This is a genomic window from Ginsengibacter sp. (assembly GCF_057362405.1).
Genome location: NZ_JBMQQG010000208.1, coordinates 1 through 11,768, shown reverse-complemented (window position 1 = coordinate 11,768; position 11,768 = coordinate 1). Strand labels below are relative to the sequence as shown.

The window sequence follows — 11,768 nt, the reverse complement described above, 5'->3', positions numbered from 1 at the left end:
TCGGCTTCCGTTTTTAATACTACATTCCTGCTTTGAAACCATTCAATTGTATCCGTCGTAAAAAAATGATGAAAGGATTGTCTTAAAAATTTCTGGCCCCGCGGATATTTTTTTATCATTTCCGCAATACTGAAACAGGCATGGGTAACATTACATCTTCCGCCTCCGCTCACCCTCACTTTGCTTAAAAGTTTATGTGTTTTTTCTACAATTGTTACTTCAAGGTTTCTATTTTCAGAAGCAGCATTTACGGCGCAGAAAAAACCTGCGGCCCCTCCTCCTATTACAACCAATTTTTTCTTGTGCATTTTTTATTAATCAAAACAAAGTGACAGAATGCATTAATGAAAGTAAAAAAAATGCCTTGCTTCGCAGAATTAAAAGAGGAAATATAAAATTGAAATTAAATTCTAGTAGTAATCAGAACACAAATTTGGATTTGATTTTTCGGCAATTTCAATTGATTCAAAAGAAGAAAGAATATCTGCTTTATCTTTTCTTACACAAACGGTATGTTCATAATGCGCCGATGGCTTACCATCTTTGGTACGCACAGTCCATCCGTCTCTATCATTGTACACGTACCGCTTACCAAGATTTATCATGGGCTCAATGGCAATTACAAGTCCTTCCTGCAATTTAGTGCCACTGCCACGTTTACCATAATTGGGAACCTGTGGATCTTCATGAAGGTCCCGGCCTAAACCATGTCCTACTAATTCACGCACTACGCCATATCCGTTTTTACGCTCAGTATATTCCTGTACAGCAAAAGAAATATCTCCTACCCGATTACCAACAATTGCCTTTTCAATTCCTTTGTAAAGTGATTCTTTTGTAACACGCATTAGTTGCTTTGTTGCATCGGCCACCTTTGCTAACGCTAACGTATATGCGCTGTCGCCATGAAATCCATTTTTAAATGTTCCCACATCTACCGATAAAATATCATCTTCATTAAGCGGCTTATTTGTAGGGAATCCATGAACTACTGCATCGTTCACTGACATGCAACAGGCATAAGGGAAACCATGATAATTTTTGAATGACGGAATAGCACCATGGTCGCGAATGAATTCTTCCGCCAGGTTATTGAGGTGAAGAGTAGAAATACCAGGCTTCACATGCTTGGCTATTTCAGCAATGGTATTATTCACAAGCAAACAACTTTCCCTTATCAGTTCAACTTCTTCATGTGTTTTATAAATAATCATACTATTTAAAAAAAACCCTGACATTATAGGCCAGGGATATAAATAAACTCGCTATAAAATTATTAAACATTTCCGGTTACACCAGGCGCAACAGACTGTCTTCCCTGGATGCGGCCCGAACTCATCAACCCATCATATTGCCTCATCAATAATTGCGTTTCAATTTGTTGAAGCGTATCCAAAACAACGGCAACCATAATCAATAATGACGTGCCTCCATAAAATGAAGCAAATCCCTGCGTAACCCCGAGCAACTGAGCAATACCAGGTAAGATTCCCACAAAGGCAAGTAAGATAGCACCTGGTAAAGTGATGCGATCCATAATGGCACCAATATAATCAGTTGTAGGCTGGCCCGGTTTAACGCCAGGTATAAATCCATTGCTACGTTTAAGATCATCGGAAACCTGTCGTGGATTAAATATCAACGCGGTATATAAAAACGTAAATCCTATAACCATTATCGAATACACAATCATATATACCAGATTGGTGGGTTGCGTGAAATATAGTGCCCAGCTTTTACCTGTAGTTTGAAAACCTAAGAAAATTGTAGGTAAAAACATAATTGCCTGCGCAAAGATGATAGGCATAACACCTGCGGCATTTACTTTTAGTGGAAGGAATTGCCTTGCTCCGCCAAACTGCCTGTTACCCACTATTTGCTTTGCATAATTCACCGGAACTTTTCTAACTCCCTGAACCAGCACTATCAATCCAAGAATTACAGCTATAAAAGCAGCTATTTCAACTAGGAATATTAATAATCCACCACCACCACGGGTTTGCTTCGCAGTAAACTCTTGCATAAAATTTTGCGGAAGCCTTGCCAAAATACCAACCATAATTATTATCGAAGTTCCGTTACCCAAACCTTTATCTGTTATTTTTTCCCCTAACCACATCACGAATAACGTACCTGTCGTAAGAAGGATTACCGTAGAAACCCAAAAATAGGATTGGAAAGCAGGCAACATCGCTCCCTGGTTTGAGCTCTGTAAAAATCCAATATAAGCAGCCGCCTGGAAAGCTGTAACAATAACTGTTAGATAGCGTGTCCATTGATTAATCTTCTTCTGACCACTTTCCCCTTCTTTCTGAATTTTTGAAATTTGAGGAACCAGTATTGTCATCAATTGCATAAAAATCGAAGCAGAGATGTACGGCATAATTCCCAAAGCAAAAATAGAAGCCTTCGCAAAAGCTCCGCCTACAAATGCATTAAGTAATCCCAACATACCGCTCTTGGAACTATTTTGCAGATTCGTTAACTGGTTGGGATCAATACCGGGAAGAACAATGTAAGAGCCGACCCTATAAATGAGTATCAACAATAAAGTAAAGAGAATCTTATTTCTCAATTCTTCTATTGTCCAGATGTTTTTTAATGTTTTGATGAATTTCTTCACAGAATTATCAAGATTTAATTATTTGCTTTGCGTTTCAGAAAGCAAATATCAATTATTTATTTAACTATTTCGACAGTTCCGCCTGCAGATTCAATTGCGCCCTTCGCTTTTGCACTTATCGCATTTACTTTGAATGGAATATTTGTCTTCAATACCCCATTGCCAAGGATCTTAACCCTATCATTCTGGCTAATCAAATTATTGATGTACAAATTTTCAAGATTGAATTCTTTCAGGCCATGTTTTTCAATCAACTGATCAATTTGACCAAGGTTGAAAACTTTGTATTCTATCCTGTTGATGTTTTTAAATCCGCGCTTGGGAAGCCGGCGTTGAATAGGCATCTGGCCACCCTCGTGAGCCATCTTAATTTTGTAACCGGCGCGGCTCTGTCCGCCTTTATTACCTTTGGTTGAAGTTCCACCTTTACCGGAAGCTTCACCACGACCTATTCTCTTTTCCTTGTGAGTTGCGCCTTTTGCAGGCCGTAAATTGCTTAGTTGCATTGTACTTTTTTTGAACTTAACGCTCCGTGTACCCGGAGCTCGCTTATGATTGTAATAATTTTTAAGAGAACTATTTGTAAAACAAAAATATCATTAAGAGATCTCTTCAACAGTAATCAAGTGATTCACCTTTTTTACCATTCCCAAAATCTGTGGCGTAGCCTCAACTTCTTTCGACGCATTCATCTTGTTTAATCCAAGAGCTTTAAGTGTTAGCTTTTGCCGCTCTGAGCGATCAATTCCACTTTTTACTTGTTTTATTTTAATCTTTTTCATTTTTTATTCATTGGGTCATTTAACGTTGCCATTATTTTCTAATGGTTTAGTGACCGGTTATATTATCCATTAAATACTTTCTTTAAAGAAATATTTCTTGTTTTGGCAACACTGATTGGTTCCCTTAAAGTTGCCAAAGCTTTAACCGTTGCTTTAACAACATTATGAGGGTTAGCTGAACCAAGTGATTTTGCAAGCACGTCGGTAATACCGGCGCTTTCCAATACTGCACGCATACTACCTCCGGCAATTACACCTGTACCCTGGGCGGCTGGCTTAATCAAAACTTTTGCCGCACCTTCTTTGCTCCATTGCTCATGAGGTATGGTACCATGCATTATCGGAACTTTTATAAGATTCTTTTTTGCATCATCAATTCCCTTGAGTATAGCTTCCTGAACTTCTTTGGCTTTACCCAAACCCTGGCCTACCACGCCATTTTCATTTCCAACTACAACGAGCGCTGAAAAGCTAAATGCCCTCCCACCTTTGGTTGTCTTAACCACACGGTTGATAGATACTACTTTTTCTTTAAGCTCAAGATCTCCACCTTTTATTCTTTGCGTATTTGCTTTCAATATTGATAATTTTTACAGCTTTTAAATTAAAATTTAAGGCCACCTTCTCTTGCTCCTTCAGCTATTGCTTTGATGCGTCCGTGATAGATATAACCACTCCGGTCGAATACAACATCCTTAATGCCGAGTTCCTCTGATTTTTTTGCAATTGCCGATCCAACCAATTTGCTCTTTTCCACCTTGTTTACTTTTTGAGCAGCAATATCGGCTTGTTTTGAGGATGCAGAAGCGAGTGTAACCCCATTTGCATCATCAATTAACTGCACGTAAATATCGCGGTTGCTTCTGTAAACGCTAAGTCTTGGCTTTTGAGCACTGCCGCTTATTTTTTTGCGGATGCGATACCTGATCTTTTGCCTTGCGCTAACTTTTGAGTTCATTGTTATTCTATTTGCTCTCCGATACTGCCGGAGAAATGTTATTTACTTACTTATTTACCTGCAGACTTACCAGCCTTTCTGCGTAACACCTCACCTTCAAACTTCACACCCTTTCCTTTGTACGGTTCAGGCTTGCGGAGGCTGCGAATTTTTGCAGCAACCTGCCCAAGCAATTGCTTATCGATACTTTCAAGAGTGATAATAGGATTTTTACCTTTCTCCTGGGCAGTAACAACTTTCAATTCTTTAGGAATTTCGAACACAATATTGTGAGAATATCCCAAAGAAAGATCTAACAGATTGCCCTGGTTAGATGCTTTATAACCCACACCCACCAACTCAAGTTTTTTTACATAACCTTCGGTTACACCTTGCACCATATTGTTTACAAGTGAACGATATAAGCCGTGCAAAGCTTTATGCCTGATCTGGTCAGTGGGCCGAACAAATTCAATTTTATCATCCTTAACCTCAACTTTAATGTCACGGTCAATGGCTTGCTTTAATTCTCCTTTAGGTCCTTTTACTGTAATTACATTATCAGTCCCCACTGTTACATTAACACCTTTTGTAATTACAACAGGATTTTTTCCAATTCTTGACATAGCCGGTTTTTATTTTATTGTTACTTTGGCAGTGTTCAGCCACGACTAAGGCTTAATTATCTTACCAAAAAAAGATTAATAAATATTGCACAAAACTTCGCCACCCACATTCTGAGACTTGGCTTCTTTATCGGTCATTACACCTTTAGAAGTAGAAACGATTGCGATGCCTAAGCCATTCTTTACCCTTTTAAATTCATCTGGCTTTGAATAGGTACGTAAACCCGGGCGACTAACTCTTTCCAGGCTTTGAATTGCCGGAAGCTTAGTTGAAGGATCGTATTTTAAGGCTATCTTAATCAAGCCTTGCTTTGAATCATCTTCGAATTTATATTTCAAAATATATCCCTTATCGTATAAGATTTCGGTGATACGTTTCTTCAAATTGCTAGCCGGAATTTCTACAAGCCTATGATTGGCCATTTGAGCGTTTCGAATTCTTGTTAAGTAATCTGCTATAGGATCAGTAACCATTTTTTGTACCCTCCATCTCCCTAAAGGGAGTGTTTAATTTTAAAGATTTCATTTTTATTTTTGCCTTCCCTTTAGGGGTCGGGGGTCTACCAGCTTGCTTTTTTAACACCCGGAATTTTGCCCTCCAAAGCCATGTCGCGGAAAATATTCCTTGAAAGCCCAAAGTGCCTTAGATAACCACGTGGGCGGCCGGTAAGCTGACAACGATTTTTTAAACGAACAGGAGATGCGTTCTTTGGAAGAAGATCCAAGCCACGATAGTCACCTGCTTCTTTCAAAGCCTTTCTTTTTTCAGCATATTTCGCCACCATCTTCTCACGCTTTTTCTGCCTTGCTTTTACTGACTCTTTAGCCATAGTTTTTATATTTTTTTGTCACCCCGGGTCCCAAATTATCGGGATCGAATGGTTATTTCTTTACATTTTTAAATGGCATGCCTAACTCTTTCAACAATTCAAATGCTTCTTCGTTAGTGTTTGCCGTTGTTACAAAAGTGATGTCAAGTCCGGTAATCTTATTCACCTTATCGATGTCAATTTCAGGAAAAATAATTTGCTCAGTTACTCCCAAAGTATAATTTCCACGACCATCAAATGATTTGTCGCTGATACCTTTAAAATCCCTAACACGGGGAAGAGACACGGATACTAACCTGTCAACAAATTCATACATATTCACGCCGCGTAAAGTAACCTTTGCGCCAATGGGCATATTTTTACGAAGCTTAAAGTTGGAAATGTCTTTTTTTGACATAGTGGCTACAGCCTTCTGACCGGTAATTGTTGTTAATTCCTCAATGGAAACATCAACTAATTTCTTATCGGCAACCGCTCCATTCACGCCACGGTTGATGCAAACCTTGGTAAGCCTTGGTGCCTGCATTATAGATTTATATGCAAATTTTTTCATTAAAGCAGGTATAACTTCCTTCTTATACTTATCTGCCAGTCTCGGAGTATATTTTTCGGTGCTCATTATTTAATTACCTCCCCTGATTTTTTTGATGTTCTTAATAACTTACCGTCCTCAGTTCTTGCTCTGCTGATTTTTGAATGTGACCTGGATTTGGCATCCCAAAGCATTACATTTGAAATGGCAACCGGAGCTTCAACCTTCATGATACCACCTTTAGTATTTTGAGCAGAAGGCTTTGTATGTTTTGTTACAAAATTTACTCCTTCTACCAACACGCGGTTTTTCTCCGTAATTACCTGCAGCACTTTACGCGGTTTTGTAAGGTCTTTATCATCACCGGTTATTACTACCACTGAATCACCTTTCTTTATACTGAACTTTGGTTTAAATCTTGTCTTCATTTTTGACAAATGTTTTGTCTTTAGTTATTCTTATTAAATGCCCCTTTTTTTGGGGGTGCAAAGATACAATTATAAAACTTCAGGGGCAAGGGAAATTATCTTCATATACCCTTTGTCTCTAAGTTCGCGGGCAACCGGCCCAAAAATTCTGGTTCCTCTTGGTTCATCCGTTGCATTTAAAAGCACAACCGCATTGTCGTCGAACCTGATATAAGATCCATCTTTACGACGAAGCTTGTTTTTTGTACGAACTATTACAGCTTTGCTTACTGTTCCTTTCTTGATACCACCCTGGGGCAATGCATCTTTTACCGTCACCACTATTTTGTCGCCTACGTGGGCATAATCCTGACCGGAATTTCCAAGAACACGAATACACAGAACTTCCTTTGCTCCACTATTGTCTGCTACATTTAGCCTGCTTTCTTGCTGAATCATTTTATTTTAGCTTTTAGCTTCCGGCTCGTTTGCCTTTAGCTGATTAACTGATGTTTTTGAAATTGTATGCTATTAGCCATTGGCTTCCAGCTGACAGCTTTCTTATTTCACTTTTTCGATTACTTCTACTAACCTCCAGCGCTTCAATTTACTCATTGGCCTGGTCTCCATAATTTTCACAATATCTCCAATGCTGCACTCATTCTTTTCATCGTGAGCGTGAAAACCGGTCGTTTTCTTAATAAACTTACCATATAAAGGATGTTTCACTTTCCTTTCAACTTTTACAGTTATGGTTTTGTCCATTTTGTTGCTGGAAACCACGCCTGTTCTTGTTTTTCTTAAATTTCTATCCAACATTATTGTATTTTTTATGATTTAGAGCCAGATTGTTTTGACTTTAATTCAGTTTTTAAACGTGCCAGGTCTTTCCTGACATCACGAATACTCATCGGGTTTTCCAAAGGGGAAACGGCGTGAGCAAATTTAAGTTTCTTTATACGCAGTTCATCTTCTTCGATCCTCGCTTTAAGGTCAACCTCGGTCATCTCTTTTAAACTGTTTCTAAAATCGTTTTTATTAGACATCTCTTTTTTATTTATAATATGCAAATCAGTTTACCACCAATTATGCCTGGTAATCTCTTCTTACAACAAATTTTGTAGCAATAGGTAATTTTTGAGCAGCCAATTCAAACGCTTCCTTGGCAACCTGCTCCGTAACTCCATCTGCTTCAAAAATGATTCTTCCTGGCTGTACAACAGCAGCAAAATATTCAGGATTTCCTTTACCCTTACCCATTCTCACTTCTGCTGGCTTTTTGGTTATCGCTTTGTCGGGAAATATTCTTATCCAAACATTTCCTTCGCGTTTCATGTGGCGTGTCAATGCCTGTCTTGCCGATTCAATCTGCCTGTTAGTTAACCAAACTTCTTCAAGGGCTTTCAAGCCAAATGTTCCAAATGCTATAGAAGCACCACGCTTGGTATCGCCTTTCATACGGCCTTTCTGCATCTTTCTGTGCTTCGTTCTTTTTGGCTGTAACATAAATAAGTTGTTGAATTATTAAATTGTTGAATGTTGAAATCTTTTATTTAAAAGCTTTCAAAAAAATTATCTGCGTCCGCCGCCGCCTCTCTGGCCACCGCCGCCACCACCTCTTCTGTCTCCGCCGCCGCCACCACGTCTATCTCCTCTGTCTCCGCCACCACGTCTATCACTAAATCCGCCTCTCCTATCGCCTTGCATTTCATTATCGCTTTTTCCGCCGCCTGCAATGATGTTGGGGTTAAGATCTCTTTTTGCAAGAACTTCTCCTTTACAAATCCATACTTTCACTCCGATTTTGCCATAAACAGTTTGTGCAAATACATTGGCGTAATCAATATCCATACGCAACGTATGTAATGGAGTACGACCTTGCTTTATTTCTTCACTACGGGCAATTTCAGCGCCACCTAATCTTCCACCAACTCTTACTTTAATTCCTTCCGCACCCATCCTGAGAGCAGAAGCAATCGACATTTTGATCGCTCTTTTATAATTGATACGATTTTCAATTTGCCTTGCAATGGTGTCGGCTACTATATTAGCATCCAACTCGGGGCGGCGTATTTCAAGTATATTTATTTGAACATCGTCTTTGCCGGTAAGTTTCTTTAATTCTTCTTTAATACGGTCTACTTCTCCACCGCCTTTACCAATAATGATACCGGGCTTTGATGTATGAATGGTGATGATTAGCTTATTAAGCGTCCGCTCTATAACAATCTTAGCTATACCGCCTTTGTTAATACGGGCATTTAAATAGGTTCTTATTTTATCATCTTCTATCAATTTCTTCGCATAGTCTTTAGGGTGAGCAAACCAGTTGCTATCCCATCCACGGATGATTCCTAACCTGGCACCAATCGGATTTGTTTTTTGACCCATTTTCGGTTTTTATTTTTTTGTTTTTTTAGCTGTAGCTTTCTTTTCAGTTGTCTCTTCAGCAGTTTTTTCTTTCTTGGTTGTTGTCTTTGTTGTTGCTTCTTTTTTAGCGGTTGCCTTTTTAGCAGCTGACTTTTTAGGTGTAACCACCTTTTGTTCTGGTTCAGCCACAACTACCTCTGGTAAAACTTCAGCTTTGGCAAAATTCTTTTTTACTGAAGGCGCCCCGTTATGTTTGCTGTCAACAATAATTGTAACATGATTGCTGCGTTTGCGCACTCTGTATCCGCGGCCTTGTGGTGCCGGGCGCATACGCTTAATAACTCTGCCGCCATCTACCATTATCGTTTTTACGATCAGGCCTGCATCCTCTACTTTTTCATCGGAGTTCTTTTGCTCCCAGTTATTAATGGCGCTTTTTAATAATTTATACATTGGCACGGCAGGGTGCTTTGGGTTGAATTGTAAAATACCTAAAGCTTTTTCTACCTCAAGCCCACGTATCAAATCTGCCAGCAAACGCATTTTGCGGGGAGAAGTGGGGTAATTATTTAATTTAGCTACTGCTTCCATTTTGTTTATTTTCTTTAATCAGCTTATGGCTGATAATTATGCGATCTTTTTACTTGAGTGACCTTTAAAGTTTCTTGTTGGTGCAAATTCACCCAACTTATGACCTACCATAAATTCGGTTACGTATACAGGAATAAATTTATTTCCGTTATGTACCGCGAATGTATGGCCTACAAAGTCTGGCGTAATTGTAGAGCGACGTGACCATGTTTTAATAACACCTTTCTTCGATTTACCCTCATTAATGCCAAGCACTTTATTCTCCAGCTTAGCTTCTACATAAGGACCTTTTTTAATTGAACGAGCCATAATTTATTTTTTGTTGATTTGCCATAACCTGCATGGCCATTTTAACAGTAATTGTTTATTTATTTATTCGGCAATTTCTTACCGTTCCTTCTCTGAATAATCATTTTATCCGAACCTTTACCGCGAACACGGGTAATTTGTCCTTTTGCATACTTGCCTGTCCTGCTTCTTGGATGTCCTCCGGATGCTTTTCCTTCACCTCCGCCCATTGGGTGATCGACGGGGTTCATTGCCACACCTCTTGTTCTTGGCCTGATGCCCAACCACCGGTTTCTGCCAGCTTTTCCTTTGCTTTCCAGGTTGTGATCACTATTACTTACCACACCTACCGTTGCATAACAGTTAATCAAAATCTTTCTCAATTCTCCACTTGGCATTTTCAATACTGCATATTTCTCTTCTTTATTAGCAAGTTGGGCTGATGATCCTGCACTTCTGGCTAATTTTCCGCCCTGGCCGGGTTGCATTTCAATATTGTGAACCACTGTTCCTAAAGGGATATTTTTAAGCATCAAGGCATTGCCCAATTCAGGAGCCACCGCATCGCCACTTACTATTGAACCACCAATTTGCAAACCCTGTGGCGCCAGTATATATCTTTTTTCACCATCAACATGAGAAACCAAAGCAATAAATGCACTCCTGTTCGGATCGTATTCGATCGACTTAACAATTGCAGGAATATCTTTCTTATCTCTTTTAAAATCGATTAAGCGATACATTTTTTTATGTCCGCCGCCAAGATATCTCATACTTCTGCGTCCCTGGGCATTACGGCCAGCAGTATGATGTACTTTTTCTACCAGGCTCTTTTCAGGAACGTTTGTAGTAACTTCTGCATACGCATTACCAATTCTCCAGCGTGTTCCTGCGGTTGTTGGTTTGTATTTTCTTAAAGCCATTTTTTTTTATTTTACTCCCTAAAAATTACAGGGATTTTTTAAAATTCTTCCTATATATTTCCGTATAAATCTATCGTTTCTCCTTCAGCTACTGTTACTACTGCTTTCTTCTTTGAAGCTTTACGGCCGGTGAGTAACCCTGCCTTTGTATTACGTTGTTTTACCTTTGATGGCATCGTTAACGTGTTAACATCTTCCACCTGGATACCGTAGAATTCTTCTACCGCTTTCTTAATTTCCAGCTTATTGGCCTTCCTGTTCACAATAAAGGTATAGCGATTATGCTTTTCCGTTAGACGGTTAACTTTCTCAGATAACACAGGCTTTATTAAAACTTCAGACAGTTTCATGTCTTTTCAATTTTTTTTGTTACTTAAATTACTTTCTTCTATTTCTTCGCTACAGCAACTTCTTTTTCTTCGTCGTTTTCTTCTACAAAAATCTTAGCTGCACTCTCAGTAAATACAACCGTATCCGAATTCATTATGTCATACGTATTGATATCGCTCAACAGCGTTCCACAGATTGCGGGTGCATTACGAAAACTTTTGTAAACATTTTCATTGTGCTCAGGCATAATGAACAGCGCTTTCCTGCTTTCCGGAACTATTGTGCTGAATATTTGCGTGAATTGCTTGGTTGCAGGTGCTTCCATGGTTATATCTTCTACAATAAAAATCTTATTGTCTTTTGCTTTTGCACTCAGCGCACCAATTTTTGCGAGATCTTTTACCTTGCGGTTTAACTTAATGTCGTAACAGTGAGGTTTAGGTCCGAAAACTGTACCACCACCTTTATACAACGGGTTACGAAGATTTCCCTTACGGCTGCCACCGGTACCTTTTTGTTTGTGAAGTTT

22 protein-coding genes are annotated in these 11,768 nt (G+C 39.1%); all 22 read right to left on the bottom strand.

The window, feature by feature from the left end; translation table 11 throughout:
* The coding region (locus ACO1O5_RS17975) for an NAD(P)/FAD-dependent oxidoreductase (protein ID WP_486272681.1) at positions 1-308 on the bottom strand (308 nt) is incomplete at its 3' end.
* A 102-nt stretch (positions 309-410) separates the two neighbouring features.
* Positions 411-1,214, bottom strand: a complete 804-nt coding sequence (map, locus tag ACO1O5_RS17970) for a type I methionyl aminopeptidase (RefSeq protein WP_486272679.1) — start codon at positions 1,212-1,214, stop codon at positions 411-413.
* 62 nt (positions 1,215-1,276) lie between these two features.
* On the bottom strand, positions 1,277-2,623 hold the full coding sequence (secY, locus tag ACO1O5_RS17965; protein ID WP_486272677.1) for a preprotein translocase subunit SecY: 1,347 nt from the start codon (positions 2,621-2,623) through the stop codon (positions 1,277-1,279).
* 56 nt (positions 2,624-2,679) lie between these two features.
* The gene (rplO, locus tag ACO1O5_RS17960; protein WP_486272675.1) at positions 2,680-3,129 is read right to left on the bottom strand and encodes a 50S ribosomal protein L15; all 450 of its coding nucleotides are present in this window, start codon (positions 3,127-3,129) and stop codon (positions 2,680-2,682) included.
* Positions 3,130-3,222: 93 nt separating this feature from the next.
* Complete coding sequence (gene rpmD / locus ACO1O5_RS17955) at positions 3,223-3,405, bottom strand: 50S ribosomal protein L30 (RefSeq protein WP_486272673.1); 183 nt, start codon at positions 3,403-3,405, stop codon at positions 3,223-3,225.
* Positions 3,406-3,467: 62 nt separating this feature from the next.
* The gene (gene rpsE, locus ACO1O5_RS17950; RefSeq protein ID WP_486272672.1) at positions 3,468-3,983 is read right to left on the bottom strand and encodes a 30S ribosomal protein S5; all 516 of its coding nucleotides are present in this window, start codon (positions 3,981-3,983) and stop codon (positions 3,468-3,470) included.
* A 26-nt stretch (positions 3,984-4,009) separates the two neighbouring features.
* The gene (gene rplR, locus ACO1O5_RS17945) at positions 4,010-4,363 is read right to left on the bottom strand and encodes a 50S ribosomal protein L18 (protein WP_486272670.1); all 354 of its coding nucleotides are present in this window, start codon (positions 4,361-4,363) and stop codon (positions 4,010-4,012) included.
* Positions 4,364-4,413: 50 nt separating this feature from the next.
* Positions 4,414-4,968, bottom strand: a complete 555-nt coding sequence (rplF, locus tag ACO1O5_RS17940; RefSeq protein WP_486272668.1) for a 50S ribosomal protein L6 — start codon at positions 4,966-4,968, stop codon at positions 4,414-4,416.
* A 75-nt stretch (positions 4,969-5,043) separates the two neighbouring features.
* Positions 5,044-5,442 carry a 30S ribosomal protein S8 gene (rpsH, locus tag ACO1O5_RS17935; protein ID WP_486272667.1) on the bottom strand — a complete coding sequence of 133 codons (399 nt, stop codon included), beginning with the start codon at positions 5,440-5,442 and terminating at the stop codon, positions 5,044-5,046.
* An 86-nt stretch (positions 5,443-5,528) separates the two neighbouring features.
* Positions 5,529-5,798: a 30S ribosomal protein S14 gene (gene rpsN / locus ACO1O5_RS17930; RefSeq protein ID WP_486272665.1), complete on the bottom strand. Its 270-nt coding sequence runs from the start codon at positions 5,796-5,798 to the stop codon at positions 5,529-5,531.
* A 52-nt stretch (positions 5,799-5,850) separates the two neighbouring features.
* On the bottom strand, positions 5,851-6,417 hold the full coding sequence (rplE, locus tag ACO1O5_RS17925; RefSeq protein WP_486272663.1) for a 50S ribosomal protein L5: 567 nt from the start codon (positions 6,415-6,417) through the stop codon (positions 5,851-5,853).
* Positions 6,417-6,758, bottom strand: coding sequence for a 50S ribosomal protein L24 (gene rplX, locus ACO1O5_RS17920; protein ID WP_486272661.1), 342 nt, complete (start codon positions 6,756-6,758; stop codon positions 6,417-6,419). The genes rplE and rplX overlap by 1 nt, the downstream gene beginning before the upstream one ends.
* Before the next feature lie 69 nt (positions 6,759-6,827).
* Complete coding sequence (gene rplN / locus ACO1O5_RS17915) at positions 6,828-7,196, bottom strand: 50S ribosomal protein L14 (protein ID WP_486272659.1); 369 nt, start codon at positions 7,194-7,196, stop codon at positions 6,828-6,830.
* 102 nt (positions 7,197-7,298) lie between these two features.
* The gene (rpsQ, locus tag ACO1O5_RS17910; RefSeq protein ID WP_486272657.1) at positions 7,299-7,556 is read right to left on the bottom strand and encodes a 30S ribosomal protein S17; all 258 of its coding nucleotides are present in this window, start codon (positions 7,554-7,556) and stop codon (positions 7,299-7,301) included.
* 11 nt (positions 7,557-7,567) lie between these two features.
* Positions 7,568-7,783, bottom strand: coding sequence for a 50S ribosomal protein L29 (rpmC, locus tag ACO1O5_RS17905; RefSeq protein ID WP_486272655.1), 216 nt, complete (start codon positions 7,781-7,783; stop codon positions 7,568-7,570).
* 40 nt (positions 7,784-7,823) lie between these two features.
* Entirely contained in the window at positions 7,824-8,243 is a 420-nt protein-coding gene (gene rplP, locus ACO1O5_RS17900) for a 50S ribosomal protein L16 (protein ID WP_486272652.1), read from the bottom strand.
* A 66-nt stretch (positions 8,244-8,309) separates the two neighbouring features.
* Positions 8,310-9,128, bottom strand: a complete 819-nt coding sequence (gene rpsC, locus ACO1O5_RS17895) for a 30S ribosomal protein S3 (RefSeq protein ID WP_486272651.1) — start codon at positions 9,126-9,128, stop codon at positions 8,310-8,312.
* Between the two features lie 9 nt (positions 9,129-9,137).
* Positions 9,138-9,698: a 50S ribosomal protein L22 gene (rplV, locus tag ACO1O5_RS17890; RefSeq protein ID WP_486272649.1), complete on the bottom strand. Its 561-nt coding sequence runs from the start codon at positions 9,696-9,698 to the stop codon at positions 9,138-9,140.
* A 36-nt stretch (positions 9,699-9,734) separates the two neighbouring features.
* The gene (gene rpsS, locus ACO1O5_RS17885) at positions 9,735-10,007 is read right to left on the bottom strand and encodes a 30S ribosomal protein S19 (protein WP_150412868.1); all 273 of its coding nucleotides are present in this window, start codon (positions 10,005-10,007) and stop codon (positions 9,735-9,737) included.
* A gap of 59 nt (positions 10,008-10,066) precedes the next feature.
* Entirely contained in the window at positions 10,067-10,909 is an 843-nt protein-coding gene (gene rplB, locus ACO1O5_RS17880) for a 50S ribosomal protein L2 (protein WP_486272646.1), read from the bottom strand.
* 50 nt (positions 10,910-10,959) lie between these two features.
* The gene (gene rplW, locus ACO1O5_RS17875) at positions 10,960-11,259 is read right to left on the bottom strand and encodes a 50S ribosomal protein L23 (RefSeq protein WP_486272645.1); all 300 of its coding nucleotides are present in this window, start codon (positions 11,257-11,259) and stop codon (positions 10,960-10,962) included.
* A 38-nt stretch (positions 11,260-11,297) separates the two neighbouring features.
* A partial coding sequence (gene rplD, locus ACO1O5_RS17870; RefSeq protein ID WP_486272643.1) for a 50S ribosomal protein L4 occupies positions 11,298-11,768 on the bottom strand: 471 nt, incomplete at its 5' end.

Bases quoted from the DNA above. Each gene is read 5' to 3' on its own strand.
- map (WP_486272679.1), bottom strand. From the start codon at position 1,214: ATGATTATTTATAAAACACATGAAGAAGTTGAACTGATAAGGGAAAGT.
- rplO (WP_486272675.1), bottom strand. From the start codon at position 3,129: ATGCAACTAAGCAATTTACGGCCTGCAAAAGGCGCAACTCACAAGGAA.
- rpmD (WP_486272673.1), bottom strand. From the start codon at position 3,405: ATGAAAAAGATTAAAATAAAACAAGTAAAAAGTGGAATTGATCGCTCA.
- rplR (WP_486272670.1), bottom strand. From the start codon at position 4,363: ATGAACTCAAAAGTTAGCGCAAGGCAAAAGATCAGGTATCGCATCCGC.
- rplF (WP_486272668.1), bottom strand. From the start codon at position 4,968: ATGTCAAGAATTGGAAAAAATCCTGTTGTAATTACAAAAGGTGTTAAT.
- rpsH (WP_486272667.1), bottom strand. From the start codon at position 5,442: ATGGTTACTGATCCTATAGCAGATTACTTAACAAGAATTCGAAACGCT.
- rpsN (WP_486272665.1), bottom strand. From the start codon at position 5,798: ATGGCTAAAGAGTCAGTAAAAGCAAGGCAGAAAAAGCGTGAGAAGATG.
- rplE (WP_486272663.1), bottom strand. From the start codon at position 6,417: ATGAGCACCGAAAAATATACTCCGAGACTGGCAGATAAGTATAAGAAG.
- rplX (WP_486272661.1), bottom strand. From the start codon at position 6,758: ATGAAGACAAGATTTAAACCAAAGTTCAGTATAAAGAAAGGTGATTCA.
- rplN (WP_486272659.1), bottom strand. From the start codon at position 7,196: ATGATTCAGCAAGAAAGCAGGCTAAATGTAGCAGACAATAGTGGAGCA.
- rpsQ (WP_486272657.1), bottom strand. From the start codon at position 7,556: ATGTTGGATAGAAATTTAAGAAAAACAAGAACAGGCGTGGTTTCCAGC.
- rpmC (WP_486272655.1), bottom strand. From the start codon at position 7,783: ATGTCTAATAAAAACGATTTTAGAAACAGTTTAAAAGAGATGACCGAG.
- rplP (WP_486272652.1), bottom strand. From the start codon at position 8,243: ATGTTACAGCCAAAAAGAACGAAGCACAGAAAGATGCAGAAAGGCCGT.
- rpsC (WP_486272651.1), bottom strand. From the start codon at position 9,128: ATGGGTCAAAAAACAAATCCGATTGGTGCCAGGTTAGGAATCATCCGT.
- rplV (WP_486272649.1), bottom strand. From the start codon at position 9,698: ATGGAAGCAGTAGCTAAATTAAATAATTACCCCACTTCTCCCCGCAAA.
- rpsS (WP_150412868.1), bottom strand. From the start codon at position 10,007: ATGGCTCGTTCAATTAAAAAAGGTCCTTATGTAGAAGCTAAGCTGGAG.
- rplB (WP_486272646.1), bottom strand. From the start codon at position 10,909: ATGGCTTTAAGAAAATACAAACCAACAACCGCAGGAACACGCTGGAGA.
- rplW (WP_486272645.1), bottom strand. From the start codon at position 11,259: ATGAAACTGTCTGAAGTTTTAATAAAGCCTGTGTTATCTGAGAAAGTT.